Annotated in this window: 18 protein-coding genes and 1 riboswitch; of the genes, 8 read left to right on the top strand and 10 right to left on the bottom strand. The window is 59.7% G+C overall.

Annotated features, from left to right (window positions below):
• Window positions 1-11: 11 nt before the first annotated feature.
• Complete coding sequence (locus tag ACP7AJ_RS10085) at window positions 12-2,582, bottom strand: DNA topoisomerase 3 (protein ID WP_426060069.1); 2,571 nt, start codon at window positions 2,580-2,582, stop codon at window positions 12-14.
• A 104-nt stretch (window positions 2,583-2,686) separates the two neighbouring features.
• Entirely contained in the window at window positions 2,687-3,325 is a 639-nt protein-coding gene (locus ACP7AJ_RS10090; protein ID WP_426060070.1) for an HD domain-containing protein, read from the bottom strand.
• Between the two features lie 452 nt (window positions 3,326-3,777).
• Between ACP7AJ_RS10090 and ACP7AJ_RS10095 the strand changes: the two genes are divergently transcribed.
• On the top strand, window positions 3,778-4,242 hold the full coding sequence (locus ACP7AJ_RS10095) for a YsnF/AvaK domain-containing protein (RefSeq protein WP_426060071.1): 465 nt from the start codon (window positions 3,778-3,780) through the stop codon (window positions 4,240-4,242).
• Between the two features lie 113 nt (window positions 4,243-4,355).
• A complete protein-coding gene (locus ACP7AJ_RS10100; protein WP_426060072.1) occupies window positions 4,356-5,267 on the top strand; it encodes a YsnF/AvaK domain-containing protein in 912 nt (303 codons plus the stop codon).
• A gap of 79 nt (window positions 5,268-5,346) precedes the next feature.
• Here ACP7AJ_RS10100 and ACP7AJ_RS10105 read toward each other — a convergent pair whose 3' ends face one another.
• Window positions 5,347-6,816 (bottom strand): amino acid permease, encoded by a 1,470-nt coding sequence (locus ACP7AJ_RS10105; RefSeq protein WP_426060073.1) that lies wholly within the window; start codon window positions 6,814-6,816, stop codon window positions 5,347-5,349.
• 312 nt (window positions 6,817-7,128) lie between these two features.
• On the opposite strand from ACP7AJ_RS10105, the gene ACP7AJ_RS10110 reads away from it, so the two are divergent.
• Complete coding sequence (locus tag ACP7AJ_RS10110) at window positions 7,129-7,842, top strand: hypothetical protein (protein WP_426060074.1); 714 nt, start codon at window positions 7,129-7,131, stop codon at window positions 7,840-7,842.
• Window positions 7,843-7,903: 61 nt separating this feature from the next.
• On the opposite strand, the gene ACP7AJ_RS10115 is transcribed toward ACP7AJ_RS10110, so the two are convergent.
• The 3 genes from ACP7AJ_RS10115 to ACP7AJ_RS10125 form a co-directional block, all read right to left on the bottom strand.
• Entirely contained in the window at window positions 7,904-8,923 is a 1,020-nt protein-coding gene (locus ACP7AJ_RS10115; RefSeq protein WP_426060075.1) for an LLM class flavin-dependent oxidoreductase, read from the bottom strand.
• Window positions 8,924-9,102: 179 nt separating this feature from the next.
• Window positions 9,103-10,098 (bottom strand): ATP-grasp domain-containing protein, encoded by a 996-nt coding sequence (locus ACP7AJ_RS10120; RefSeq protein ID WP_426060076.1) that lies wholly within the window; start codon window positions 10,096-10,098, stop codon window positions 9,103-9,105.
• 477 nt (window positions 10,099-10,575) lie between these two features.
• Window positions 10,576-10,668: riboswitch (SAM riboswitch) on the bottom strand.
• Between the two features lie 144 nt (window positions 10,669-10,812).
• Window positions 10,813-12,792, bottom strand: a complete 1,980-nt coding sequence (locus ACP7AJ_RS10125; RefSeq protein ID WP_426060077.1) for a TonB-dependent receptor plug domain-containing protein — start codon at window positions 12,790-12,792, stop codon at window positions 10,813-10,815.
• 144 nt (window positions 12,793-12,936) lie between these two features.
• Between ACP7AJ_RS10125 and ACP7AJ_RS10130 the strand changes: the two genes are divergently transcribed.
• Window positions 12,937-15,426 (top strand): M1 family metallopeptidase, encoded by a 2,490-nt coding sequence (locus ACP7AJ_RS10130; RefSeq protein ID WP_426060078.1) that lies wholly within the window; start codon window positions 12,937-12,939, stop codon window positions 15,424-15,426.
• 199 nt (window positions 15,427-15,625) lie between these two features.
• Here ACP7AJ_RS10130 and ACP7AJ_RS10135 read toward each other — a convergent pair whose 3' ends face one another.
• The 4 genes from ACP7AJ_RS10135 to ACP7AJ_RS10150 form a co-directional block, all read right to left on the bottom strand.
• A complete protein-coding gene (locus tag ACP7AJ_RS10135) occupies window positions 15,626-16,324 on the bottom strand; it encodes a carbonic anhydrase (RefSeq protein ID WP_426060079.1) in 699 nt (232 codons plus the stop codon).
• Window positions 16,325-16,421: 97 nt separating this feature from the next.
• Window positions 16,422-18,056 carry a SulP family inorganic anion transporter gene (locus ACP7AJ_RS10140; RefSeq protein WP_426060080.1) on the bottom strand — a complete coding sequence of 545 codons (1,635 nt, stop codon included), beginning with the start codon at window positions 18,054-18,056 and terminating at the stop codon, window positions 16,422-16,424.
• A 140-nt stretch (window positions 18,057-18,196) separates the two neighbouring features.
• Complete coding sequence (locus ACP7AJ_RS10145; RefSeq protein ID WP_426060081.1) at window positions 18,197-19,606, bottom strand: sensor histidine kinase; 1,410 nt, start codon at window positions 19,604-19,606, stop codon at window positions 18,197-18,199.
• 130 nt (window positions 19,607-19,736) lie between these two features.
• Window positions 19,737-20,417, bottom strand: coding sequence for a response regulator transcription factor (locus ACP7AJ_RS10150; protein ID WP_426060082.1), 681 nt, complete (start codon window positions 20,415-20,417; stop codon window positions 19,737-19,739).
• Window positions 20,418-21,099: 682 nt separating this feature from the next.
• Here ACP7AJ_RS10150 and ACP7AJ_RS10155 point away from each other — a divergent pair.
• The 4 genes from ACP7AJ_RS10155 to ACP7AJ_RS10170 all read left to right on the top strand — a co-directional run bounded on the left by ACP7AJ_RS10155 (window position 21,100) and on the right by ACP7AJ_RS10170 (window position 26,247).
• Window positions 21,100-21,621, top strand: coding sequence for a (2Fe-2S)-binding protein (locus ACP7AJ_RS10155; RefSeq protein ID WP_426060083.1), 522 nt, complete (start codon window positions 21,100-21,102; stop codon window positions 21,619-21,621).
• 4 nt (window positions 21,622-21,625) lie between these two features.
• Window positions 21,626-22,651: an FAD binding domain-containing protein gene (locus ACP7AJ_RS10160; RefSeq protein ID WP_426060084.1), complete on the top strand. Its 1,026-nt coding sequence runs from the start codon at window positions 21,626-21,628 to the stop codon at window positions 22,649-22,651.
• The gene (locus tag ACP7AJ_RS10165) at window positions 22,648-24,915 is read left to right on the top strand and encodes a xanthine dehydrogenase family protein molybdopterin-binding subunit (RefSeq protein WP_426060085.1); all 2,268 of its coding nucleotides are present in this window, start codon (window positions 22,648-22,650) and stop codon (window positions 24,913-24,915) included. Before ACP7AJ_RS10160 ends, ACP7AJ_RS10165 begins: the two co-directional genes overlap by 4 nt.
• A gap of 189 nt (window positions 24,916-25,104) precedes the next feature.
• Window positions 25,105-26,247, top strand: coding sequence for an XdhC family protein (locus ACP7AJ_RS10170; protein ID WP_426060086.1), 1,143 nt, complete (start codon window positions 25,105-25,107; stop codon window positions 26,245-26,247).
• The last annotated feature ends 105 nt before the right edge of the window (window positions 26,248-26,352 follow it).

Raw genomic sequence — 26,352 nt, forward strand, 5'->3', positions numbered from 1 at the left:
TCCGCCGCAACCTATCCAAACACGGGAACTACCCGGCCTTCTTCCACCTTGAGTGCCGCGTCGTACTTCTTGCCGGTCTTGGCCGAGATAAACCCTTTGATGACACTGGTTTCGCCGCGGCGCAGCAGCTGCTTGAGCTGCGTTTCGGTGAGGGCCTTGCCGCCCCACTCAAAGGCGACCCGGAACTGACAGTCTTCACGGAAGCGCGAGCAGCCAAAGGCGGCCTTGCCCTTGAGCATGGTACCAAGCTTGCACACTGGGCACGGAATCTGACCCGATTCGGGCGTGGCACCGGGCTTGCTGTCGGCTACGAGCAACAGCGTGGGCTGAAAAGCAGCATCCAAGCCAATGGCGGCGTCGAACTTCTGGCCTTCGGCCCCCACAAAACCCTTCATGATGGGCGTGCGGCCTTTGGCAAGAAGGGCTTTCACTTGCGGGTCGCTCAGCCTCTTTCCGTGCACTTCGGCGGGCAGGCGGAACGTGCAGCCTTCCCGAAAGCGGGCGCAGCCAAAGGCAGTTTTGCCGCGAACCACGTGGCCGGTCTGGCACATGGGACAGTACCCCAGCCCACTTGCCGAAGCGGTAGCGGCCTTGCCGGACACCATGCCCGCAGGGGCCTTGGAACCGGCCACTTTAGCAGCAGCGGGAGCAGCCTTGGCAGCGGCCACCACTTGCTCGGCACTGCCAGAGGTCACGGCGCGGCCCGATGCGTCGGTTTTTACCTCCTGCACCATCTCGCGCACTAGCCCGGTAAGTTCGGCTAAGAACTGCTCTGACGACAGTTCGCCCTTCTCAATCTGGCGCAGCTTGCGCTCCCATTGACCCGTGAGTTCCGCCGATTTCAGCGTTGGGTTACGGATTAGGCCAATCAGCTCCACCCCAGTAGGCGTTGGCAGCAAGCGTTTTTTCTCGCGCCGGATGTAGTTGCGCTTGAACAGCGTTTCGATAATGGCGGCGCGGGTGCTGGGGCGCCCAATGCCGTTCTCCTTCATGGCCTGGCGCAGCTCTTCGTCGTCGATGTTGCGGCCGGCGGTTTCCATGCCGCGCAGCAGACTGGCTTCGGTGTAGTCCTTGGGCGGTTGGGTGACTTTGCTGTCGAGGCGCGGCTTGTGGGGGCCGCTTTCGCCCTTCACGAAGCTGGGCAGCACGGTGCTCACCACGTCTTCCTGCTCTTCGCCGCCGGTCTTCTGGTTGGGGGCGGGGGCCAGGGTGGGCGCCTGCTGCTCTTCGGGGTTGCCGTAGACCACGCGCCAGCCGGGGCTGAGAATCTGGCGGCCGCGAACCCGGAAGGGGCGCTCGGCGGCTTCGGCCAGCACGGTGGTGTTGCTCACCTCGCAGTCGGGGTAGAACGCGGCAATGAAGCGGCGCGCTATGATGTCATATACGCTGCTATCCATGCCTCCGCCTGGGCCGGCCGCGCCTGTCGGGATGATGGCGTGGTGGTCGGTTACCTTGGCGTTGTTGAACACCTTGGGCGTCTTCGGAATTTTGGTGGCCAGCAGCGGCGCGGTCAGGCTGTCGTAGCCAATACCACGCAGGATGCCAGGAATTTTAGCATACTGGTCGTCGGGCAGGAAGGTGGTATCAACGCGTGGGTAGCTTACCGCTTTCCTCTCATAGAGGCCCTGCACAATCTTGAGGGTGTCCTCGGCCGAGAGCCCCAGCTGGTTGTTGCACTGCACCTGTAAAGATGTCAGGTCGAACAACCGCGGCGGCGACTCCCGCCCTTTTTTTATCTCAACATTGGTGATAATCAACGGTGCAGGCCGCACTGCTTCAAGTGCCTCTTGAGCTTCCTGCTCGGTCACGAAGTAGCCAAGGGCACGGAGCCGGGTCTTTTCGTCGGGCGCGTCTTCGGCTTCTTTGGCCTGCTTGGGCGGGGCAATGTGGCTGAACATTGTGCCCCGGTATTCGGTCCGCAGCACCCAATAGGGCTCAGGCTTGAAGTTCTGTATTTCGTGCCAACGGTCAACCAGCAGGGCCAGCGTGGGCGTCTGCACCCGTCCAATGCTCAGCAGCTGCTTGTCCTGATAAGTGGTGTATTTTAGGGTGAACAGGCGGGTTGCGTTCAGGCCCAGCAGCCAGTCTCCCACGGCCCGGCTTTTGCCGGCCTGGTATAGCTTGTCGAACTCCTTGCCCTCGCGCAGATTGGCGAAACCCTGCCGGATGGCCTCTTCGGTGAGGGAAGAAATCCACAGACGTTTCACGGGCTTGCGGCATTTGGCTTCCATCAGTACCCAGCGCTGAATCACCTCCCCTTCCTGCCCGGCGTCGCCGCAGTTGATGACCTCCTCGGCCTCGTCGACCAGCTTTTTGATGGTATGAAACTGCTTCACCACGCCTTCGTCGCGCCGCATGAGCTTGATGCCGAAGGTATCCGGAATCATGGGCAGGTTGTGCAGGCTCCAGCGCTTCCACTCGGGCTGGTAGTCGTCGGGCTCCTTAAGCTGGCAAAAGTGGCCGAAGGTCCAGGTGACTTGGTAGCCGTTGCCCTCAAAATAGCCGTCCATGCGGCGGGTGGCGCCCAGCACGTTGGCAATTTCACGGGCCACACTGGGCTTTTCGGCTATGCAGACTTTCACGAGTACTTCCTTATTTATAAACTTCCGCAACGCTGACTGCGGCTGCCGAATTAACAAAGGTACGCGCTGAAAAGGTCGTTTTCGGGGGCTGAATAGGCCTCGGGCTACAGCCCGCCCCGCTCCCAGGCGTGTAGCTCGGCCTGTAGGTTGCGGCGAGCGGCAGCGTCCAGTTCCTGGCGCATGGCGGGCGTGTGGTAGAGCACGGGCGCGGCCAGCATTTTGGCTAGTATTTTCTGGCGCCCCGGACGGTAGAGCAGGTCGGGCACGAGGCGGTACTCCTGGCGCACCTGCCGGGCATAAGCCCAGTAGTCGGCTTCCGACGCTCCGAGGATGCTGAGGTCTGCATCGAGAAAGTAGAGCAGGTCGGAATCGTCGGACGGTTGGGGCAGGGTGTGGTCGTGCGTGCGCTCAATAAGGAACGCGACGCGCTGCTGCTGGGCGGGCTCCAGGGCAGATGTGGCCAAAAAAGCCCGGGCCTGAACTGCACTGCGGGCCTCGTTGTCTGACCTGAGAGGATTGTATACTGCGTCGTGAAACCACACGGCCAGCTGCACCACCGGGGCATCGTGCAGCGGCGCGCGCTCCAACCGGTTCAGCAGGTTTTCGATGTGCTGCAGCGTATGGTAGTGGCGCCCGGAAGCCTGATAGGCCGAGGCTAATGCCTGATATGCCAGTTCGCGCGGCGCAGCATCGGGCACAAGCGGAGCGGTGAGGCGATGCCAGCGGGCAGCAAGCGTATACATATAGACAGCGTGGGTGGGGTAAGGAGCTACAGAGGCCAATACGATTCTGTGTGAAAAGTACAGCAAGCTAACCGACGCCGACGCCGCACTCACCACGACAACCCTCTTAACTAATGATTATTAATATGTTATGAAATGCAAGCATTAGTAAGGTTTGGCCTTTTTCCGTTCGGGCGCAGGAACCGGACTACTTGGAAATATGTGAATAAATACCTAAAAAATACGGGCATTGTTAGGAGCACTGCGCCACTCTGTTGCCCGCTTCGCCTGGCTGCCCCCAACCTTAGCCCTTAATATTGATAAAGCGCTGATATACAGTGAAAAGTTGGTACAAGTGAGCGAGCACTGCTTGACTTTACCTTCGACACTGAGCGGCAACAACCCCGGCGCTAGTCCTTGGTTAGCAGCCTTGAGCCGATTAACTCCTGCCGAGGTTGCCCGTACTACTTACCATGGCTGCAAACGACCCCGAATTCCTCCCCTCCCCTTCTGCCTCCCAACCATCGGCCACACCTGAGTTCCTGCCTCGCACCATTCCTATTATTGAGGAAGTGCCCCACATTCATAAAGAAGTGGTAGAAACTGGCCAGGTGGTAGTGCGCAAAACCGTGCACCAAGAAACCCAAGCCGTAAACGTGCCCACCCGGCACGACCAAGTGTCGGTGGAACACGTGCCCGTAAACCGCTACGTCGACGTGCCTCCGCCCGTGCGGCACGAAGGCGACACGATGATTATCCCGGTGTTTCGGGAAGAGGTAGTCGTCACAACCCGCATTTTGCTGGTGGAGGAAGTGCACGTGCGCAAGCAGGTGGTCACGACCAACACCGTGCACCAAGTAGAGCTGCGCCGTGAAGCCATAAGCGCCGAGCGCATTGCCACTCCCCCTCCGGGCGCTACCAACACGCCCGCCTCCTAAAGCTCCTTCCCTTTTCCTTCCTTTCCACATTTTCATTTCCCACTACCATGGCTCAAACCGTAGTAGGCTTGTTCAATAGTGCTTCAGAAGCGCAGCAGGCGGTTCAAAATCTTATGTCCGCTGGCTTTGTAGGCAGCAACGTTGACGTAGCTGCCCAAGACGCCCAGAATGCCCAACGCCTAACGGGCAGCGTCGGCACGAGCACCAACAACCGCGACGCCTCGGACTATCGCAACACCAGCGGCACCGCTGTAGAAGGCGCTGCCGATGCTACCGGCCGTGGCACCGACGATGCTCAAGACGGCATCAGCCGTTTCTTCAGCAACCTGTTCGGCGGCGACAACGACACCGATACCCGCTCGGCCTACACCAACTTAGCCCGCAGCGGCCGCTCCGTTGTGACCGTGCACGCCAGCACCGCCGATGAAGCCGAGCGTGCCCGTGACGTCCTCGACAACAACGGCGCCATCGACGTGCAAGAGCAGGCCAGTAGCCAAGGCTACGGCATGACTGGCGCCCGCGGCTACAGTGCCGATGCTAACACCAACTCGGCCACTGCCCAGACCGGTAATACCCAGGCCCTGCCCATCATCGAAGAAAACCTGAATGTTGGCAAGCGCGTGGAGCAAACCGGTGGCGCCCGCATCCGCAGCCGCATCATCGAGCGGCCTGTAGAAGAGCACATCCGCCTGCGCGAAGAGCATGTGAACATTGAGCGCCGCGACGTAAACCGTCCCGCCACAGAAGCCGATTTTGCCGCCTTCAAAGAAGGTGAAATCCGCGTAGTCGAACAGGCCGAGCGCGCCGTAGTGGGCAAAGAAGCCCGTGTGGTCGGCGAGGTCAACATTGGCAAAGAAGTGACCGAGCGCGACGAAACCGTAACCAGCACCGTGCGCAAGACCGACGTAGAGGTAGAGCGCCTGCAAGGCGGCCAAACCCACATCGGCGACACCGACATTAATCTGCGTGGCGGCACTAGCCGCAATAACGCTGACCTCGACGACAATGGCCTAACGGGCCGCTAGTCGAAGCGTTAAAACCCAAAAGAGGCGGCTGAGAATACTCAGTCGCCTCTTTTTTTGTGTCTTACCCAGGCAGTCGGCCTTATGGTACGGGTATCGTTGGCTTTTCAGCTTCTTGTGCCAGGCGCAGTTTGCTGTGCTTTTTGCCGTAGCCGTAGTAAATGGCCATACCGATGGCCAGCCAGATAATGAGTCGCAGCCAAGTTTCGCCGGGCAGTGAGAACATCATGACGAGGCACACTACAATGCCCAGAATTGGCACCACCGGCACCCACGGGGTGCGGAAGCTGCGCGGCGCATCAGGGTCGGTGCGGCGCAGGATGAGCACGCCCAGGCACACCATCACAAAAGCTAGCAGCGTGCCGATGCTGGTCATTTCGCCCACCACGGCAATGGGAACGAAGCCCGCAAAGAGGGCAATGAAGGCCCCCAGCAGCGCGATGGACTGAAAAGGCGTATTCCGGCGCGGGTGCAGGCGTGAGAACACCGGTGGCAGCAGCCCGTCTTTCGACATGGCAAAAAACACCCGCGACTGCCCCAACAAATCGACCAGAATAACCGAGGTGTAGCCGATGAGAATGGCCACCAGCACCGCCGACGTCAGCCAGGCATAGGGCGTTTTCTCGATGGCAATGGCCACTGGCGCGGCGCTGTCTTTGAACTCGGTGTAGTTGGCGAGGCCGGTGAGCACGTGCCCGAACAGCACGAACAGCACCGTGCAAATCAGCAGCGAGCCCATAATGCCAATGGGCATGTTACGCTGCGGGTTCTTGGTTTCCTGGGCCATGGTGGCGACGATGTCGAAGCCAATAAACACGAAGAAAATCACGCCGGCTCCGCGCAAAATGCCACTCAACCCAAACTCGCCGAACGTGCCCGTATTGGTAGGAATGTAAGGTTGGTAATTGATGGGGTTGATGTATTGCCAGCCCAACCCGATGAACACCAGAACCACCGACACTTTCAGAAACACCACCAGCGCATTAAACCACGCCGAGCCCTTGGTACCGCGCATCACAATGGCCGTCATGGTGAGCACAATGACCATAGCCGGCACGTTTACGAAGCCCGATACGGTGCTGCCATCGGCCAGCTTAGCGGTCTCAAAGGGCGACATCACCAACTGAGCGGGCAAATTGATATCAAACTTGCTCAAAAACTTAATCAGGTACTGCGACCAGCTAATGGCCACAGCCGCCGCGCCCACGGAGTATTCAAGTACCAGGTCCCAGCCGATAATCCAGGCGAAAAGCTCGCCCATGGTTGCGTAGGAATAAGTATAGGCCGAGCCCGAAACGGGTACCAGCGAGGCAAACTCGGCGTAGCACAAGGCGGAGAAGGCGCAGCCCACGGCCGCCACGATAAACGAAATGGTAATGGCCGGCCCCGTATGGTTGGCCGCCGCAATGCCCGTGAGCGAAAACAGGCCCGCCCCGATGATTACGCCGATGCCAATGGCAATGAGGCTTACTCCGTTGAGACTTCTTTTGAGGCTATTCGCCCCGGTTTCGGCTGCTTCCAATTGAAGCAGCGCCAGTGATTTTTTAAGCATGTAATGGTAAAAGACCCGAGACGATTCCTTTTTTGATTGTGAGATTATTTATTTGGTGAGGGCGGGCATTCCTTTCACGTTTCTGAATCCCTGGGTAGCTGAAGGAGCAGGCCATTGGGGCGGTGTTACTGGTTTTTCGCTCGAATTAATTCGCGGAATTGTCAACGGGCGAGGCAGGCAGCATGGCCATCTTTAACTACACTTAATTGTTTAACCACACTTGCCTTCTGTAACTTTTGGGGTTAACCACAAGTACTTATAGCTCAGTATATCAACTACTTGTTAAATAATCTTCAACTTAACCTCCACTGTATGAGCACCAACCAGCCCAACCCCAATCAGATGCAGCCCAGTGACTTGCCTACCTCCGAACGGTTGGCCACAGCCGCCACTGGCATGATGAGCGCCGTAAAGACTCAGACAGTCGGTGAGAAGGGCGAGCAGCCCACGCACACCATCGTCGATTCCACAACGGTTAAGTCATACACCGAAAGCTGGCCAGCCATGGCCAAGAAATCGGCGGAGCAAACCATTGAAAAATATGGCTTGCCCAACGAGGCCCTGCCCAGCCGTCTGATTTGGTATAACAATGCCCCCTGGAAGCGCACCATCTGCTACCGCGACGAGGTGCCGCACAACTTCCCGCAGCCTCACTCCGACGTTGTTGAAAATTTCATCGACTACCAGGTTCCCCCGGAAAAAGCCTCCGAGCTGGCCCGCTTCGATGGCAGCGTCATTGTGGAGCGCACCAAGGGCGAAGTATCGGCTCGATGCGACATGGAAGCGGCCAATATATTGGCTTTAAACATGATGCATGAGATTGTAACAGGTCGCATGACTGCCGAGCAGGCTCGCGAAAAGTACTCTGAACAGACCGCGGCCTACGTTATGAACCGTCCCGCGCCTTATGCCGAGGTGCTGCAGTTCCAGCTGCCCACAAGCGACACCACCGACACCGACCACGTCACCATTGGCGGCGACCTGCTCGACCAATCCGTTGAGAAAGTAAAAGACGCGTTCCGGTAGTCGGCAGCGCCCGAGTGACGCCATCCTTACCGGGCACGGCCCCGTAGGGATGGCGTCTACGCTACGCCAGCACCTGAATCACAGCCTCTGAAAAGCGCTCCATCTCTTCCAACTGCGGGCTGGCCTGCAACAGGAAAAAATCAACGCCAACATTTTCAAAAGCTCCGATGCGGTCCTGGATTTGGGCGGGTGTGCCGGTGAGGCCGGTGCGCAAGCCACGGTTCGATACTGAGTAGTCTTGCAGCGACACCTGCTGTTCGAGCTGGGTGCCGGCCAACCACTGCTGGTAGTTGTCGTAGCCGGCAGCCGAGGCTTTCACATTGGTGATGCGGTCAAGCTCTTTTTTCACGTCCTGCTCGCTGTTGCGCACTATCGTGTAGCCGGCTACGCCAAACTTCATGGGGGGCAAGCCTTTTTGCTCGCGGCGGCGGCGCATGTCGGCAATGCGCGCCCCGATTTGCTCTGGCGAGTCGCCGTGCATCACGTAGCCGTCACACTGGGTCGAGATGAGGTCTTTGGCCGCTTCCGACTCACCGCCTGCATACAGAAACGGCGCCTTGGCGGGCTTGGGCTGCAGGATGTTGTCGGCTACCTGGTAGTATTTGCCGTCGTAGCTGAAATGGTCCTGCTTCCACACGTTGGTCACCACGTCGAGCCACTCGCGGGTGCGGGCGTACCGGTCGTCGTGCTGCTCAAAGTGCAAGCCGTACTTGGTGGCTTCGTCGCGCCACCACGACGATACCACGTTCAGCGACAAGCGGCCGGGGGCAATCAGGTCGATGTTGGCGGCCTGCTTGGCCAATAGCGCGGGGTTGTGGAAGGTGGGCCGCACGGCCACCATTATTTCCAGCTGCTCCGTGACGGCGGCCAGGGCGGCAGCGGTGCTCCACGCTTCCAGCGAAGGCGCCTCAGTGCCCTTGATATCGTTCAGGTACAGTTCGGCAATGAGCGTGAGGTCGTAGCCGAGGGCTTCACTGCGCTGCGCCAGTTGCTTGACGTAGCTCCAGTCGGTGGGCATCTGCTCGTCTTCAATGTTGCGAAGCCAGCCCCCAAAAATGGGCATCCAATATCCGAATTTCATAGTTTGATGTTTTAAAGTACCACGGTCGGTTTAAGCGAGACGCCTTAATTTAGTCTGTCATCCTGAGCGGAGAGAAGGACCTTATCACGCTCGCAACAGTTTGATTACTGTGAGTTGTTCTTCGGTGATAAGGTCCTTCGCTCCGCTCAGGATGACAAATGGCCTCGTTTGATAATAAGCTAAGCAGTGGCTAATTCCGTTGGTACCGCTGCCTCAGCGCCTTTTGGAAGCTGCGTTTCCAGGTAATCGACGAAGCGGGCGTAGGGGTCGAAACCAACCACGTTCACGGCATCGGCCACGAAGTTTGACAGGGCGTTAATGTCGTAAAACAGCACGTCGCCGGTGCGGTCATCGATGAGGTATTCGATGCCACCGACGTCGATTTTGGCGGCAGCCACGATGCCTTCCACGGCGGCAATCACTTCGGCCGGAGGCGTGAAGGCCTCCACCTGAATGCCTTTTTTAGGCGCTTCGGTCAGGCAAAATTCGGCCGACTGCTCCTCGGGAATCTGGCAGATTTCGGCGGGGCACAGGTTGAAGCTCTCGCCGGTGGTGAACACCTTCATGGCGTAGAGAAACTTGCCGTCCAGCATTTCGACGCGGTGAATGTTGCCGCCGCGGGGCGTCACGTATTCCTGTACCAGCGCGGTCTGGTCAATGCCGAGGTCAATCTGGTTGGCGTCCACAGCGGCCTGTAGGCCCTCGGGCGTATCGAAGCGAATGATGCCCGCACCGCTGCCGCCGATGTTCACCTTCACCACAATAGGAAAGCGCAACTCCTTGGCCGCGTCCACTGCCCGGGAAGCATGGTTAATCACAAACGACTTCGGGTATTTCAGCCCCAGCGACTCAAACAGGGAAAGCTGGCGGGCCTTGTTGGTTTCGATGGCCGTAGCCGCCGAGCCGTTGATGATACGCGTGCCGATGCGCTCGAGGTGAGTGGCGAAGCCGGCGGTGTGAAAAATGCCCTGCCCGTTGCCGCGCAGGTAAGCCGAAGAGCTCATGCGGTTCACCACTAAGCTGTAGCGGCTTTCCTTTTCCGCGGGGTTGAATAAGTGGTGGGCGGCGTCAATCTTCTCATAGGGCAGCCCGCGGCGTTCCAGCTCCGCAAACAGGGGCTTAAACCATTCGGGGTGCTCGAAATAGATACCAATGGGCTTTTGAGTCAGCGACATAATCAGAAACTTGGGTTGTAAATAAATAAGACGGTGGTGTGAGAAGGCCGGCCAGTGGGCTCTGCACTGCGGCCACGAATACAGAAAACTGGGGGTGGCCTAATGAGCAGGCAGTCGGCAGCGTTGGTCCTTCCCAGATTTTAGCGAAATGGCTGCTTGGCTTACGTTTTCACATGAGATGGTTGTTGCCAAAGCAGTGCCTTTAAGCACAATGCCCGCTGCGCGCCGAAAAGCGACAGCCAGCAGCAACCCGGAAAGTGGGGATGCGGAAGCCTACAGGCAGCCGCAAAAACGCTGGCATGCAGAGGCGCCAAGCCTCGGCTACTGCCTACCTACCCGCGAAAAACCATTCGGGACAGGCTAAGCCAGACAACAACAGCAACAACAGCCCACGCCAGCCCAACGCATGACAGCGGGGGAGGCAGTAAAATCGGCAATGGGATTGGGGAGGTTGTTGGCAGCGTCCACGGCAACTTGTTTTTATATGGTCAGGAATTGGCACCTTGCCCGCGGTTGCGGATGGTTGCCGACGCTTCATCGAGCCTGTCTCTCAGCGCCTCTGTATAAAAACAATCCTTTGGGAGAAAGAATTGATACTGCAAAGATACAGCGAAGCCCCCGATTTGTTCCAAACCGGGGGCTTCACTTTGTTTATAGCTCAGGTTTTGGCCTACGCCAATGCCAGCAAACACCAGCTGCTCTGGGGCTTCTGCTCTATTTGCTAAGTGCTACGCGCACGCCGCCCATCAGCCAGCGGCCGGGCATCTGGGCGCCCAGCAGGTCCGAGTATTTTGCGTTGAACAGGTTCTGAGCCTGACCTAACACCCATAGTCGCCCGGGTAGTAGGGCCACCTCGAGGCGGCTATTGATAACTCCGTAGCTAGGCGTGAGCACTGCATCGTTCACGGTGAGGCTGGGAATTGTTTGCTGGGCGGCGCGCTGCTTGTATACGCCACCCACACTGGCCATGAAGCGGCGGTGCACCAGGCTCACATTGCCGCTTACGAGCTGCTTGGCTACGTTGCTCAGGTACTGCGATACGATGTCCCCGTCCACGTCGAGGTGGGTATAGGTGTAGCCTACACTGCCGTCCAGACGTAGGCCAGTGCTTAGCTGGGCCCGGGTGCTGGCTTCCAATTCCAGGCCCTGCGTTGTTACGGCAAACAAGTTTTGGGCGAAGCGGTAGGTGGCAGCTAGGTTCAGATTGGTGAATCCGGTGCTGGCCTGCACTACGCTGCCGGGGGTAGCCACGTAGTCAATCAGGTTGCGGCCGTAGCGGTTAAAGTACGTGGCGCGCAGGGTGAGCACCGGTCCGATTACATAATCCAGGCCGCCCTCGTAGCTCCAGGTGCGCTCGGCATCTAGGGCGGGGTTGCCCACGTTGAAGCCGCCGGGTACCGTGCCGGGCCGGATGGCCGAGTTGTATTGCTCGGTGAAGTTGGCGGCCCTGATGGCCCGGCCCACTGCGGCGCGGGCCGTCAGCTTCTCGCCCAGCTGCTGGCTGGCGGTAAGTTGGGGCAGCACCTCGGTACCGTACGCTTGGTCATGGTCGAGGCGCAGGGCGGCGGTCAGGTTCAGGGTGGCAGTGGGGCTTAGGCCGGCCACGGCAAAAACGCCCTGGTGCCACACGGCGTGGTTGCCGCGGTCGTTGCTGCGCACGCGGCGGCGGTCGGCTTGGCCGCCCAAAGTCAGCTGCACTTTCTCCGAGAAGCGCAGCTGGTGCTGGCCCTGCACGTTGAGGTAGCGCATGAGGTGGTCGCTGGCGGCTGAGGTGGGCGTGTACACGTAGTAATCGGTGCTGGTGGTGCCCACCAATTGCAGTTCGGTGCGGGCGCGGGAGTTCCAGTCGTAGCGCAGCTGCCCCTGGTACCAGTCGCGGGCGGTGGTTTCGCGGGCGCGGTCGCCGGCGTTGGTCGTGTAGAAGTTCTGGGCGTTGTAGTCGCGCCGGTCAAAGCTGGCGCGGGCGGCGGCGCTGAGCTTGCTGCTGACCTCGTAAGCGGCCGAAAGGGAATAAGTATTCAGCTTAAAATCGTTGCGCAGGCCGCCGGGCAGGTTCAGCGGTTGGCCGCTGGCTGAGTTGTTGAGGATGCCGCCCGCCAGGCGCAGGCCATTGTCCTGGCCGTAAAAGCCAGCGTTGGTGGATTTTAAACCGTACTCGCCGGCCATAAATGTGCCGCCCAATTCCATGCTATCGGGCCGGTGGGTGGCAGCAAAGGTTTTGGTGACAATATTGACGAAGCCGCCCACAGCATCGGGTCCGTAGAGGGCCGCACCGGGGCCGCGCACCACTTCAATCTGCTCAATCTCGGCCGGCGTGATGGGCAGGTAGCCCGCGAAGTGGCCTGTGAGTGGGTCATTCAACCGCATGCCATCCAATAGAATCAGCACTTGGTTGAAGGTGGAGCCGCGCAGGGTAATGTCGGCCTGGGTGCCGAAGCTGCCCCGGCTTTGCATTTCGATGGCCGGTAGCAAACGCAGCAAATCATCGAGCGAGGCCACTGGGTACTGGCTCAGGGTGCGGCCGGGCACCACCGTTACGTAGCGGCCGGTCTGGCCAGCTACTTGGTCGAGGCGGGTGCCATACACGGTTACCTCGTGCAGGCTGCGGCTGCTGTCGGCCGGAGTCTGGGCCAGAACATTAAGCGAAAATGAAAGGGCGGCAATCGGTACAGTCAGGCGTAAACAAAGCATCATGGTGGGATAGATGAGGCCACAAACTTACGGGCGGGAATGAGTGTTCGCGCTGCTGGCTCAGTTTCCCTACTTTCGTAGCTGCGATGGGAACGCTCCCTTCACGGCTTGGTCCTTCGCGCAACCCACCACCTCCATCTCGTTTTCATGAAGCACCTTTTTGCGTTGGGCCTCCTGGGCCTCGTGGCCGCCACTCCGGCCCTGGCGCAGGCACCCGCCTCCCCTGCTCCCCGGGCCGAATTGCCCTACCGCGCCTCTGCCACCAAAGTCAATGCCCTGGTGCACACCAAGCTCGACGTGCGTTTTGACTATGCCAAGCGCTACCTCTACGGCAAAACCTGGATTACGCTAAAGCCCCACGCCTACCCCACCGACACCCTACGGCTCGATGCCAAAGGCATGGACATTAATGCCGTGGCTCTGATGAACGGCGACAAGCAACAACCCCTTAAATACACCTACACCGACGGCGCCAACCTGCGCATCAACCTCGGCAAAACCTTTAAGCCGGGCGAAGAATACGTCATCTACATCGACTACACTTCCAAGCCCGACGAGCTGAAGGTGCAGGGCAGCGCCGCCATCACCGACGCCAAGGGCCTGTACTTTGTGAACCCTGACAGCGCCGTGGCGGGTAAGCCGGTGCAAATCTGGACGCAGGGCGAGACCGAAGGCTCCTCGGCCTGGTTCCCAACCATTGACCGGCCCAACCAGAAAACCACCCAGGAAATCAGCATGACGGTGCCCGCCAAGTACGTCACGCTCTCCAACGGCGCGCTGGTGAGCCAGACGCCCGCCGGCCCCGGCCTGCGCACCGACACCTGGAAAATGGACCTACCCCACGCCCCCTACCTGTTTATGATGGCCGTAGGCGACTTCAAAATATACAAAGACACACCGTGGCGCGGCAAGGAAGTGAGCTACTACCTCGAACCTAAGTACGCGCCCTACGCCAAGCAGATTTTCGGCAACACCAACGACATGCTGGAATTCTACTCCAACCGCTTGGGCGTGGAATACCCCTGGAATAAATACGCCCAGATTGTGGCCCGCGACTACGTGAGCGGCGCCATGGAAAACACCACCGCCACCCTGCACGGTGAGCAGGTGCAACTCACCGACCGCGAGCTGCTTGACCGCGAGTTTTCCGGCGAATCCGTTATTGCCCACGAGCTGTTTCACCAGTGGTTCGGCGACTACGTCACGGCTGAGTCGTGGTCGAACATCACCGTGAACGAGTCGATGGCCGACTTCTCGGAAGGCCTTTACGCCGAGCACAAGTACGGCCGCGACGCCGCCGATGCTCACTACTACCGTTATATGCGTCGCTACCTGGCCAGCCCGCGCGACGCCACCAAGTCCCTGGTACGCTTCCACTACGAGCAGCAGGAAGAAGTATTCGACCTGGTGAGCTACCAGAAAGGCGGCGCCATCGTGGACATGCTGCGCACTTACCTGGGCGATGAGGTGTTCTTCGCCGGCCTGCAGAAATACCTGAAGGATAACGCCTTCGGCACCGGTGAAGCGCATCAGATGCGCCTGGCTTTTGAGGCCGTGTCGGGCCAGGACCTGAACTGGTTCTATAACCAGTGGTACTTTGCCCCCGGCCATCCGGTGGTGACCATCGATTACGCCTGGGACGCAGCCAAAAAGGTGCAGTCTGTAACAGTAAAGCAGACCCAGCCGGGCCAGCCCTTCCGCCTGCCCTTCGCCATCGACTACTACGTGGGCGGCAAAGTGCAGCGCCAGCAAGTGGAAATGACCGAGGCCACCCAAACCTTCACCATGCCCCTATCGGCCAAGCCCGAACTGGTGAACGTGGACGCCAACAAGAAAACCCTCTGGCAGAAAACCGACAACAAACCCCTGGCCGACTACGTGGCCCAATACAAGCGCGCTCCCCTGTTTGTAGACCGCGCCGAAGCCCTGGGCGCCGCGGCCAAAGAGCAAACCACTAACGCTGCTGCCCGCGGCGTGCTGCTGGCAGCCCTCAACGACAAGTTTTACAGCCTGCGCGCCGCCGCTGCCGAGGCCCTGAAGCTCGATGACAAAACGGTAGCCAAGGCCGCGGCCCCGGTGCTGCGCAAGCGTGCCGCTACCGAAAAAGAGCCCGCCGTGCAGGCCGCGCTCCTGGCCGCCTTAGCCAAGCTGAAAGACAAGAAGGACGAGAAGCTATTCGGCCAGCAGCTCAACAGCCAGTCCTACAAAGTGCAGGGTGCGGCCCTTAGCGCATTAGCAGCAGTGCAGCCCGCTCAGGCCCTGGCCCGCGCCAAGACTTACGAGAGCGACAGCCACGGAGCCCTCACCCAGGCCGTGATGGAAGTATATGCCTCTAGTGGCACAGCCGAGCAGTGGCCCTACATCCGCGACAAATTCGACGCGGCCCGCCCCCAGGGCCAATTCAATATGATGGAACCCATGGCTGCCATGCTTGGCCGCCTCGACGATGCTACCGCCGTTGCGGATGGCGTAACGCGCTTGAAATCCCTTGGGTTGAAATACAAGAGCTACGGCGCCGACAAGCCGGTTATCGGCCTGTTGCAGGGCATTGCAACTGCCAGAGCCAATCGGCCCGGCGCGGCCGACACCCAGCAAGCAGTTGCCAAAGCCGTTGCGGAAATTGAAGCCGCGAAATAGGCAGCTCCTAGTGCTTAAAGGCCCGACAACTTAGTGAGTTGCCGGGCCTTTTTTGTGGGGCAGCGGAGGAGTAACGCAAATGCTGTAGTTCGCACTACTCTATACCCAGCTGAAAAAAACCAATGGCCTTCCACACTGTGCGAAAGGCCATTGGTTTTTTTCAGCTGGACGTCACCTTAGTTATTAGCACTGCTGGAAGCTACTTATCCGCGGGGTCTTCCTTTTCGCCTTCGTAGGTGGCGGAGTCTTTGTCGCTGCTGGCTGGCGCCTCGGTGGCGTAGATGTGCTTGAGCTCGTTGAGGACGTCGCCGCTATTCACCGCCAGGTCTTTGAGGCGTCCATCGGCGATGTCGTACACCAAGCCGTGCAGGCGGGGTGGATTGGCTCCGCGCATGGCGTTTTGGATAATGCTGGTTTTGGCGAGGTTCTGTACCTGCTCGATAACGTTCAGCTCTACCAACCGGCGTAGCCGCTGCTCCTCGTTTTCAACGCTGCGATACTCGCTTTCATGCAGCCGAATAACGTCGCGGATGTTCGTGAGCCAGTTGTCGATGAGGCCATACTGCTTGCTGCCAGCCGCTGCAGCCACGCCGCCGCAGCCGTAGTGCCCCACCACCAGAATGTCCTGCACGCCTAGGACTTCCACCGCGTACTGCAGCACGCTCAATAGATTCATGTCGTTGTGAACCACCAGATTGGCGATATTGCGGTGCACAAACATTTCCCCGGGCCCTGTCCCGGTGATGTTGGAAGCTGGAACCCGCGAATCGGAGCAGCCAATGAAGAGGTAGCGCGGCTTCTGGCCCTTGGCCATGCGGCTAAAAAACTCAGGGTCTTGGGCGTTCTTATCGGTTACCCACTGGCTGTTGTTATCGAGAATTTCTTGAATACCGGACATGATAGTTTTTTATTGGTGGTGTTTTAGGGTGGAAATTTTTCTATGTTCACTGCCTAATGGGACGGCGGCCAAGGCAATGGTAGGCCTCTGTTGGCACTTAGTGTACGGCCAAGTCGACCTGACGAATGCCTCGCATCTCCAGTTGAATACCTCGTGCGGGGGCCGCCTGGCGGAAAGCTTCTATGGCTTCCAGCACGTCGTGGTCGATGACGTCGGAACGGGTGCCGTCGAGAATAACGCGGCTGCCCGATGGAAGCTGCTCGAGGGTAGTCACGATGCTGGCCTTGTTAAGAAACGAAACGTGTTCGGGCAGGCGCAAGTGCAGCAAGCCGGGGTCGTCTTCGGGAGTGGGTTCGTCGCGCAGGTACGAGCCTGCCTTGGAATTATCGCGCAGGATAAAGAAGAAACCTAGCGCCAACCCAATAGCAACCCCTTTGAGCAAATCGGTAAACAGCACCGCCACAATGGTGATGATGAAAGGAATAAACTGCTCGCGCCCGAGCTGCCACTGCTTGCGATACAGTGCCGGTTTGGTAAGCTTGTAGCCGACCAGCAGCAGCACTGCAGCCAGGGCCGAGAGTGGAATCAGGTTCAGAATCGAACCCATAAACAACAGACTCGCCAAGAGCAGTAAACCGTGGATGAAAGACGACATTCGGGTTTGACCGCCGGCACTGATGTTGGCAGACGAGCGCACGATAACGGCTGTGACGGGCAAGCCCCCCAGCAACCCGCTTACCAGGTTGCCGCTGCCCTGGGCCATCAACTCGCGATTGGTAGGCGTGTGGCGCTTATGGGGGTCAAGGTTATCGACGGCCTCCACGCTTAGCAGCGTTTCGAGCGAAGCCACGAGGGCAATTGTTAGAGCCACCCCATAAGTTGCCGGCCTTCTCAGGGCGCTAAAATCTGGAAATACTATCTCGCCCAAGAGCTGTTGCGGTGACGACACTACAGGCAGCGTTACCAAGTGCTCGGGACGAACCTGCAGGTCTGGAAAAACAGCTTTAAACAGTTGATTCAGGGCTACCGCAGCCAGCACCGCCACCAGCGCGCCGGGCATCAATCGCGCCCACGATTGGCGGCGCACGGCTGGTGTATCCCAAAGCAGCATAAGTAGCAACGCAACTGCTCCTATCAGCAAAGGCCCTAGGTTTAAGTTTTGAATGGCTGCCCCGATAGCCAGAAACGAGTTTAACCCATCGACCTTAGAAAAATTCATGTCCTCCAAGTAGTCCGTGTCGGCACCGAGGAAGTGGGGAATCTGCTTTAAAATCAGGATAATGCCAATGGCTGCCAACATGCCCCTGATAACTGCTGCCGGGAAATACAAGGCAATGATTCCGCCCCGGGCCAGTCCCATAATTATCTGAAAAACACCCGCTATAGCTGTGGCCGTAAGCACAGCCGGCCAAGACCCTAGAGTGGATATGGCCGATAACACAATGGTAGTAAGACCCGCCGCTGGCCCCGTCACGCTAACGGCCGAGCCGCTGAGCCAACTCACAAGCACACCGCCCACAATGCCGGCCACTACCCCCGCCAACAGGGGGGCACCCGACGCGAGCGAAATGCCCAAACACAAAGGCAGGGCCACTAAGAAGACCACCAGCCCCGCCGGGGCATCCTGACCGATAGACCCAAAAAGCGAAGGTTTAGGTAAGGGGGCTTCGGCATTTGTACCGGGAGCAATGGGACTCCCCGTGCTCGCCGGAGTAGAAACAATCTCTGGCATATAGGCTATGTGTTTAGCGGTCAGCTTTCTATCTCCGACCAAATGGTGTATAAGAAGAGTTTGCACACAAGTGTACGAGTCCCTTATTAATAATCAATTAAAAGGGCATTAAAATGAAATTAAAATGAGTTAACCGACAGTCAGACACGGTGATTATCCGGCCATTCCAGCCAAACCTGCGTGCCTTTGCCGGCTTCGCTTTCCATGCGCACTACCCCGCCATGTAGTGCCATAATGCGGGCGGCCAGGGTCAGGCCGATTCCGTGGCCGGGCACTGCGCGTGCCGAGGCTGCCCGAAAAAACGGCACAAAAACCTGCTGCAAGTCATCAGGGCTCAACCCGGGCCCTTCGTCGGCCACAAGCAGCGCCAAGTGCGGCCCCTTCCGGGCCAGGGTAGCCGTGACGGTGCCCGCCCGGCCCGCCGAAAACTTGCAGGCATTGTCGAGCACATTCAGCATGGCTGATAAGAGCAGGGCTTCGTTGCCGTACACGGTGAAGGAGCGGGAGTCGTCGAGTTCGCCAAAATCCAGGTCGACGCGGCAAGTTGGGTGGCGGCGCAGGAGCTGCTCGTGGGCTTGCAGCAGGAGTTCATCCAGCCGAACCGCGGCCATGGGCACTTGAGAAGGGTCGTCGGAAGCCCGGGCAATCTGCAACAGGCCATTGGTTAGCTCATTGAGCTGCCGTGCCGAGTCCAGGGTGCTCTGCAGCACGCGCCGGTACTCGGCCGGTGAGCGCTCGGCCTGCAGCAGCGCCACTTCCACCTCGCCCATAAGCGCCGTAAGGGGCGTGCGCAACTCGTGAGAGGCGTCGCGCACAAAGGTGTGCTGGCCGGCAAAAGCCGCCTCCAGGCTTTCGAGCAAGCGGTTGAACCGCTGGGCTAGGCGGCCGATTTCATCGTTCGAGCCGGCGGCCTGGGTCAGGCGTTGGCTGAGGTCGGTAGCCGTGATTCCATCTACCTCCCGCACCATGCGCCGCAGGGGGCTAAGGGCGCGCCCGGCAAAAACCCAGCTACCGATGCCCACTACCACCAACGCGGCCAGCAAGCCGCCGGCCAATAGCCGACGCAGCTGTTCAAGCTGCTGGCGACTGTCTTCGTCGATGGAGGAAGCTACCACCACCAGCGGCCCCAGGCGGGCGTCGCGGTAAAGCAGCCCTACGGTTTCGTGGTAGTGGGTTTCGGGCTCGAGCACGGCGCGCCCGCTGCGGCGCACCTGAGCCAGCCAGGAGGCGGGCACCGGTTTGGTGGGCCCCTGCCCTTCCTGAAACACCAGCCGGTCGGCCGCGTCGTACACGCGCCCTTCTTCGGCTGGCAAAGTGCGGTAGAGCTGGCGCAAATACCGCCGGTAGGACTTCTGCTGGGTAGAGTCGTGGCGGGTGTCTTGGCCATCGGCATAGGCATGCCCTACCACCAGCGTCCGCTTAAATAGGCTTTGCGTGAACAGCTCTCGCCTCGACTGTTTGGTAGCAAAATAGATAGCCATCGAGAACAGCAGCAGCGTCAGGGCCAGAATGGCTCCAAACTGTATGGCAAGCCGCAGGCGAATGGACATGGTACAACAAGCTGGAAAAGGTTAAGGAGGCGCAAGCTAGGCAGGGGCTCGGGGCAACCGTCATAGCTAAAGCATACCAGCTAAGCTATTATCGCCGCCCTGCTGCAGGCCCGCCAACCATCGGCTCCGTTTAGCCTTCGCTTTTCATTACGTAGCCCATGCCCACCAGTGTGTGTATCAGCTTGGGCACAAAACCCTTATCAATCTTTTTCCGCAGGAAATTGATGTACACGTCAATCACATTGGAACCGGAGTCGTAGCTCATGTCCCACACGTCCTCCAGCAGGTTGGCGCGCGACACCACCCGGCCCTGATTGCGAAGCAGGTACTCGAGCAGGGAAAATTCCCGTGCCGTGAGCTGCACCGCCTGGCCGGCTCGCTCCACCCGCTTGGCCGAGGGGTCGAGAGTGAGGTCGGCCAAGTGCAGCAGGGCTTTGGGGGCGGGCGCTTCGGTGCGGCGCCGCACCAGGGCCCGGAGCCGGGCCAGCAGCTCTTCGAAGGCGAAGGGCTTCACGAGGTAGTCGTCGGCGCCGGCGTCGAGGCCGCGAATCTTGTCGTCGGTTTCGCCCAGAGCGGTCAGCATCAGGATGGGGACGCCGGAGTCGTGGGCGCGCACCTGACGGCACACATCCAGGCCGCTGAGGCCGGGCAGCATCTGGTCCAGAATCAGGCAGTCGTATTGGGTCGATTGCGCACGGCGCAGCCCCAGCAGGCCATCGGCAGCCAAGTCGACGGTGTAATCCTGCTCTGTGAGGCCTTGGTGCAGAAATGCCGCAACCGAGGGCTCATCTTCTACTAAAAGGATTTTCATGGCGCTGGAAGGTAGCGCCAGCCGACCGAAAATAAAGCCGGCCCCCTCCGGCAGCAAGCACCGCGAAGCGGGCCGGCATGAACCAAAAGCCGAGACGGGGCACTCAGAATCTTACCGGCTGGCTACTTCTCCCGACGAGGTACTAGACTGAACATCAGCTGCCTCCTCGCTGGACACTATGTCATTTTCGGTTAAGCCCGCCCCTAGGGGAGCTGCCTGCATCCGGACACCAACGGCCAGCAAAATCATTAAAACCAATGCTACGTAGTAGCGGAAATTTTTTTGTACAGATAGCAACATGAGCTAGGACAGAACGAAGCTGGACCCATTGAGACACGGGCACTGGCTTCGTTTTTATACTACTCAAAGTTACCTGGTTCCTGGCAGCTACCGAAGAGAAATTAGGATAAATCCCGCGTTTTACTGGACGAGCTAATCCCCTCGCTCGGTAAATGACTTAGTACCTAGACCGCCTGTTTTCCGGGCAAGCCACACAATTTAAGATATAATTTAAATTATATCTAACTGTTTTTCACAAGAAAAAAATATCAATCTATACCACATAAATAATAACACTGTCCTGCTTATAGCACGTATGGTAAGAAAGCCCAACGGGTAGCTACCTGCTCGTGAGCCTTGCCTCCGCACTGCTTTCTTCCCATTCTTCCCTGCCCTTTTCATTATGAGCCCAACCACTCAAACCGCGCCGGGCCGGTCTCCCGTGCCTCTGGCACCCACCCAGCCTCTCGCCTTGCGCATCAATGGGGAAATCCGCACCCTGCAAGTAGCGCCCTGGACCACGCTGCTCGACGCCCTGCGCGAGTACCTGGACCTGACCGGCACCAAGAAAGGCTGCGACCACGGCCAGTGCGGCGCCTGCACGGTGCTGGTCAACGGCAAGCGCATCAATTCCTGCCTAAGCCTGGCAGTGATGCAGGAAGGCGAGGACATTACCACCATCGAGGGCATCGGCACAGCCGAGCAGCTGCACCCGGTGCAGCAGGCGTTTATCGACCACGATGCCTTTCAGTGCGGCTACTGCACGCCCGGCCAGATTTGCTCGGCCGTGGCCCTGCTCAAGGAAGGTCGGGGTAAAACCGAGGCGGAAGTAAGGGACCTGATGAGCGGCAATCTGTGTCGCTGTGGGGCCTACACCAACATTCTGAGCGCCGTGATGGAGGTGGTCAACGCCCAAAAAGCTTAACGTTATGAACAGCTTTACCTACTCCCCTCCCACCGTCGTGGACGCGGCCGTGCGCGAAAGAACCAACCGGCCCGACTCGGCCTACATCGGTGGCGGCACCAACCTGATTGACCTGATGAAGGAAAACGTGGCCCACCCCACGCACCTCATTGGCCTCAAAAAGCTGCCCCTGGCCGAAATTGAAAACACGCCCGACGGTGGCCTGTGCCTAGGCGCCATGGCCACCAACGCCGACACCGCCTGGCACCCCGAGATAGAAAAGCGCTACCCGCTGCTCAACCAAGCCATTCTGGCTGGCGCCACGCCTCAGCTGCGCAACATGGCTACCGACGGTGGCAACCTGATGCAACGCACCCGCTGCTACTATTTCTACGACCTGGCCACGCCCTGCAACAAGCGCGAGCCCGGCACGGGTTGCTCGGCCATTGGTGGCTACAACCGCATTCATGCCATTCTGGGCGCCAGCGAGCACTGCATTGCCACCCACCCCAGCGACATGTGCGTGGCCCTGGCCGCACTCGAAGCCGTGGTGCGCGTGAGCGGGCCGCAGGGCGAGCGCACCATCCCGTTTGCTGATTTCCATCGCCTGCCCGGCGACCGGCCCGACCTCGACAACACCCTTCGCCCCGGCGAATTGATAACCGCGCTGGACTTGCCCAAAAAAGGCTTCGAGAAGAACTTCACCTACCTCAAGCTGCGCGACCGCAGCAGCTACGCCTTTGCGGTGGTATCGGTGGCAGCGGCGCTGGAGCTGGACGGCAACATTATCACCGATGCGCGGCTGGCCCTGGGCGGCGTGGCCCACAAGCCCTGGCGCAAAACCGAGGCCGAGCAGTTGCTCATCGGGAAGCCGGCCACACTGGTCAGCTTCCGGCTGGCGGCGGCCGAACTGCTGGTCGGCGCCGAAGGCCACGCCCACAATGCTTTTAAGATAGAATTGGCTAAGCGCGCCATTGTGCGGGCCCTCAAGCAGGCCACCGAAATGAATTACGCGCTTGACACCAACGCCTTCCAAAACTCCAACCCATGAGCCATACCATAGCTAGCACGCCTGTTGTGCGCCTGGGCACCGACTACATCGGCAAACCCACCAGCCGCGTCGATGGCCCGGCCAAAGTAACCGGTGCGGCCAAGTACGCCGCCGAATACAACGTTCCCAACCTGCTCTACGGCGTGGTGGTGTGCAGCCACATCACGAAAGGCCGGATTACGAAGATTCATGCCGCCGATGTGCTGGCGGTGCCCGGCGTGGTGCAGGTGTTCTCGCACGAGAACGTACCCTCCCTGGCTTGGTTCGACCGCAGCTACAAAGACGATGTGGCCCCTGGCGGCTCGCCGTTCCGCCCGCTGCACGAGCCCGAAATCCGCTTCAACATGCAGCCTGTGGCCTTGGTAGTGGCCGACACCTTTGAGCTGGCCCGCTACGCGGCCTCCATCCTGGAGATTGAATACGAAGTAGAGCCGCACGAAACCGACCTCGAAACCATGCGCAACGACGGCTTCGAGCCTGGACAGGGCAAAACGGGCTGGGCGCCTCCCCCCCCACCCCGCGGCAACCCCAACCAAGCCTACTGCAAGGCGCCCCACCAGCACGAGGCCGAATACATTCACCTGGCCCAGCACCACAACCCCATGGAGATGTTTGCCACCACGGTGGAGTGGCTCGGCGACGGTCAGAAGATGAACATCTTCGACAAGACCCAGGGCGCCTTCAACGTGCAGCAGTACATCACCAAGATTTTTGGGCTGTCGAAGGAAGAGGCCCGGGTGATTTCGAAATACACCGGGGGCGGGTTTGGCTCGGGACTGCGGCCGCAGTACCAGGCCTTCATGGCCGTGCTGGCGGCCCTGGAGCTGCAGCAATCGGTGCGCGTGTCGCTCACACGGCAGCAGATGTTCAGCTTTGGGCACCGGCCCCACACGCTGCAGTACGTGAAGCTGGCGGCCGACGAAAACGGCACCCTGCAAGCCCTGCACCACGCGGCGCTGGCCGAAACCTCGCAGTTCGAAGACTTTACCGAGAACGTGGTGAACTGGTCGGGCATGTTGTACCAGTGCGAAAACGTAAAGCTCAAGTACCAGCTGGCCAAGGCTGACGTGTTCACGCCGCTCGACATGCGCGCGCCGGGAGCCGCCACGGGTTCATTTGCCCTGGAAGTGGCCATGGACGAACTCGCCTTCAAAGCCGGCATCGACCCGTTGCAGTTCCGCCTCCTGAACTACGCCGACCGCGACCAAAACGCCGACAAGCCTTTTTCAAGCAAAAAGCTGCGCGAATGTTACCACCAGGGCGCGGCCAAATTTGGGTGGGAGAAACGCAACCCCATGCCCCGCTCCATGCGCAACGGCTCCAAGCTCATTGGCTACGGCATGGCCACCGGCGTGTGGGACACCGCCCAGAAAAAAGCGGCCGCCAAAGCCTGCCTCACTGCCGACGGTCGCCTCACGGTGAGCAGCGCCAGCAACGACATCGGCACCGGCACCTACACCATCATGACGCAGATTGCGGCCCAAACCATGGGCTTGCCGCTGGAAGCCGTCACCTTCGTGCTCGGCGACACCACCCTGCCCGAAGCCCCCGTGCAGGGCGGCTCCTGGACCGCCGCCTCGGTGGGTTCGGCCGTGGAGGCCGTGTGCCAGGATTTGGGCAAAAGCTTGCTGGAATTGGCGCAGAAAATGGACGACTCGCCCTTGCGGGGAGTCGCTTTCGAAGACGTGCAGTTTGTCAATGGCCTGATTCGGCGCAACGACGACATTCGGCAGTCGGTAGTGATTCGCGATGTATTGCAAGCCATCGGCCAGGAAGAGCTCACAGCTGAGTCGAGTGCCTCGCCCGACATGGTGAAGCAAACTGGCTACTCCATGCACGCGCACAACGCTGTGTTTGTGGAGGTGCAGGTTGATGAAGAACTCGGCACGCTGCACGTGACACGCGTGGTGAACGCCGTTGCCGCGGGTCGCATAATTAACCCCAAAACCGCCCGCAGCCAGGTGCTTGGCTCCATTGTGTGGGGCATTGGAATGGCCCTGATGGAGGAAACGGTGATGGACCACGGCTTTGGCCGCTACATGAACCACAACCTGGCCGAATACCACATCCCCGTGATGGCCGACATCCACGACCTGCAAGTGGTATTTGTGGAAGAGGAAGATGACATTGTGAACCCGCTGGGCGTAAAAGGCATTGGAGAAGTTGGCCTGTTGGGCGTAGCTGCGGCCATTTGCAACGCCGCATTTCATGCCACCGGCAAACGAGTGCGCGACTTGCCGGTTTTGATTAATAAATTGATGTAGTCAATGCAATGCTTGGCTGTAAGGCCAGTTCTCAGGACGTCACCCACCTCATCATGCAAAATCATGGCATGCAGAGCGCAGCGGAATATCTCGCTACGCTCTGCATGACGTTTTGAGGTGCTTGACGGCCGCCTACATGACGACCCTTGGCTGCCTTATATCCTTGCTATCCTATCCTTTACCTAAACAATGACCGAACTACAACGCCTGCTCCTTGCCTATGACCAGCACCGTGCCGACGCCCGGCCTTGTGCCCTGGCCACGGTGGTTGAGGTACTGGGCTCGGCTTACCGGCGGCCGGGCGCGCGCATGCTCGTCACCGACGATGGCCAGCTGACGGGCGCCATCAGCGGGGGCTGCCTGGAGGGAGATGCCCGCCAGCGCGCCCGCCAAGCCATTTTTCGGGGCCAGCCCGCGCTGGTTACCTACGACACGCGCGACGAGGACGACCCACGCCACGGCCTCGGCCCGGGCTGCCAGGGCGTGGTGCGCATTCTGCTCGAACCCCTCGATTATGCCGCGCCCGACAACCCCATGGAACTGCTGCGTGGCTTTGCCTATCACCCCGAGCCGGCCGTGCTGGCCACCGTATTCGAGAAGGATAACGCCACCGGCCTGCGCGCTGGCGTAGGCCAGCGCCTGCTGCTGACCGCCAACGGCGACCTGCGCGGCTTGCCCACGCTGGCTACGCCACTGGCCGAAGCGGCCCAGGCCACTTTGGCCGGAGGCACTTCGCAGGTGCTGGAAATTGAAACCGATGCTGGCCCCGTACGGGCCCTGCTCGAGCTACTTACTCCTCCCCTGCGCGTTGTCATTTACGGGGCCGGCAACGATGCCCAACCGCTGGTGCGCCTGGCTGCCTCGCTGGGCTGGCACATCACCGTACTCGATGGCCGGCCGAACCTTGCCACGGCTGCGCGCTTCCCCGAAGCGGCCGAAGTGCGCGTGGTGCCTGTAGCGGCCATCCCTCAGGAGACGCCCGGCGATGCTTACGCTGTGCTGCTGAGCCACAACTATGCTTACGACCTGGCGGCGCTGGCCCTGCACCTACCCAGCCCGGCGTCCTATATCGGCTTGCTGGGCCCGCACGCAAAAGCCACGCGCCTGCTGGCCGAGCTGAACTTAAGTGAAGACGAAATAGCCAACCTGCGGACTACCCGGCTGCACAGCCCCATTGGCCTGGATTTGGGCAGCGAGACTCCCGAGGAAATTGCGCTGGCCATTGTGGCCGAGATTCAGGCCAAGCGGCACCAGCGCGACGGGCGCCCCTTGCGGGAACGAGCCGATGCAGTGCACGCCCCGGTGCTGGCCCTACACGACAGTTTTTTATGAGCAGCGGCAGAAGCTGAGTGTATTCGACTGCTCCGACCTTCTGGTTGTCTTAAAGCTGATTGAGTTTACTGCAAAAGCCATCCGAACGAAGTAGAGACGCAACAT

Source organism: Hymenobacter sp. B1770 (assembly GCF_049896385.1).
Classification (GTDB): Bacteria; Bacteroidota; Bacteroidia; order Cytophagales; family Hymenobacteraceae; genus Hymenobacter.

Bases quoted from the DNA above. Each gene is read 5' to 3' on its own strand.
- ACP7AJ_RS10115 (WP_426060075.1), bottom strand. From the start codon at position 8,923: ATGAAATTCGGATATTGGATGCCCATTTTTGGGGGCTGGCTTCGCAAC.
- ACP7AJ_RS10110 (WP_426060074.1), top strand. From the start codon at position 7,129: ATGAGCACCAACCAGCCCAACCCCAATCAGATGCAGCCCAGTGACTTG.
- ACP7AJ_RS10150 (WP_426060082.1), bottom strand. From the start codon at position 20,417: ATGAAAATCCTTTTAGTAGAAGATGAGCCCTCGGTTGCGGCATTTCTG.
- ACP7AJ_RS10145 (WP_426060081.1), bottom strand. From the start codon at position 19,606: ATGTCCATTCGCCTGCGGCTTGCCATACAGTTTGGAGCCATTCTGGCC.
- ACP7AJ_RS10100 (WP_426060072.1), top strand. From the start codon at position 4,356: ATGTCCGCTGGCTTTGTAGGCAGCAACGTTGACGTAGCTGCCCAAGAC.
- ACP7AJ_RS10125 (WP_426060077.1), bottom strand. From the start codon at position 12,792: ATGATGCTTTGTTTACGCCTGACTGTACCGATTGCCGCCCTTTCATTT.
- ACP7AJ_RS10155 (WP_426060083.1), top strand. From the start codon at position 21,100: ATGAGCCCAACCACTCAAACCGCGCCGGGCCGGTCTCCCGTGCCTCTG.
- ACP7AJ_RS10105 (WP_426060073.1), bottom strand. From the start codon at position 6,816: ATGCTTAAAAAATCACTGGCGCTGCTTCAATTGGAAGCAGCCGAAACC.
- ACP7AJ_RS10170 (WP_426060086.1), top strand. From the start codon at position 25,105: ATGACCGAACTACAACGCCTGCTCCTTGCCTATGACCAGCACCGTGCC.
- ACP7AJ_RS10135 (WP_426060079.1), bottom strand. From the start codon at position 16,324: ATGTCCGGTATTCAAGAAATTCTCGATAACAACAGCCAGTGGGTAACC.
- ACP7AJ_RS10130 (WP_426060078.1), top strand. From the start codon at position 12,937: ATGAAGCACCTTTTTGCGTTGGGCCTCCTGGGCCTCGTGGCCGCCACT.
- ACP7AJ_RS10090 (WP_426060070.1), bottom strand. From the start codon at position 3,325: ATGTATACGCTTGCTGCCCGCTGGCATCGCCTCACCGCTCCGCTTGTG.
- ACP7AJ_RS10120 (WP_426060076.1), bottom strand. From the start codon at position 10,098: ATGTCGCTGACTCAAAAGCCCATTGGTATCTATTTCGAGCACCCCGAA.
- ACP7AJ_RS10165 (WP_426060085.1), top strand. From the start codon at position 22,648: ATGAGCCATACCATAGCTAGCACGCCTGTTGTGCGCCTGGGCACCGAC.
- ACP7AJ_RS10160 (WP_426060084.1), top strand. From the start codon at position 21,626: ATGAACAGCTTTACCTACTCCCCTCCCACCGTCGTGGACGCGGCCGTG.
- ACP7AJ_RS10095 (WP_426060071.1), top strand. From the start codon at position 3,778: ATGGCTGCAAACGACCCCGAATTCCTCCCCTCCCCTTCTGCCTCCCAA.
- ACP7AJ_RS10140 (WP_426060080.1), bottom strand. From the start codon at position 18,056: ATGCCAGAGATTGTTTCTACTCCGGCGAGCACGGGGAGTCCCATTGCT.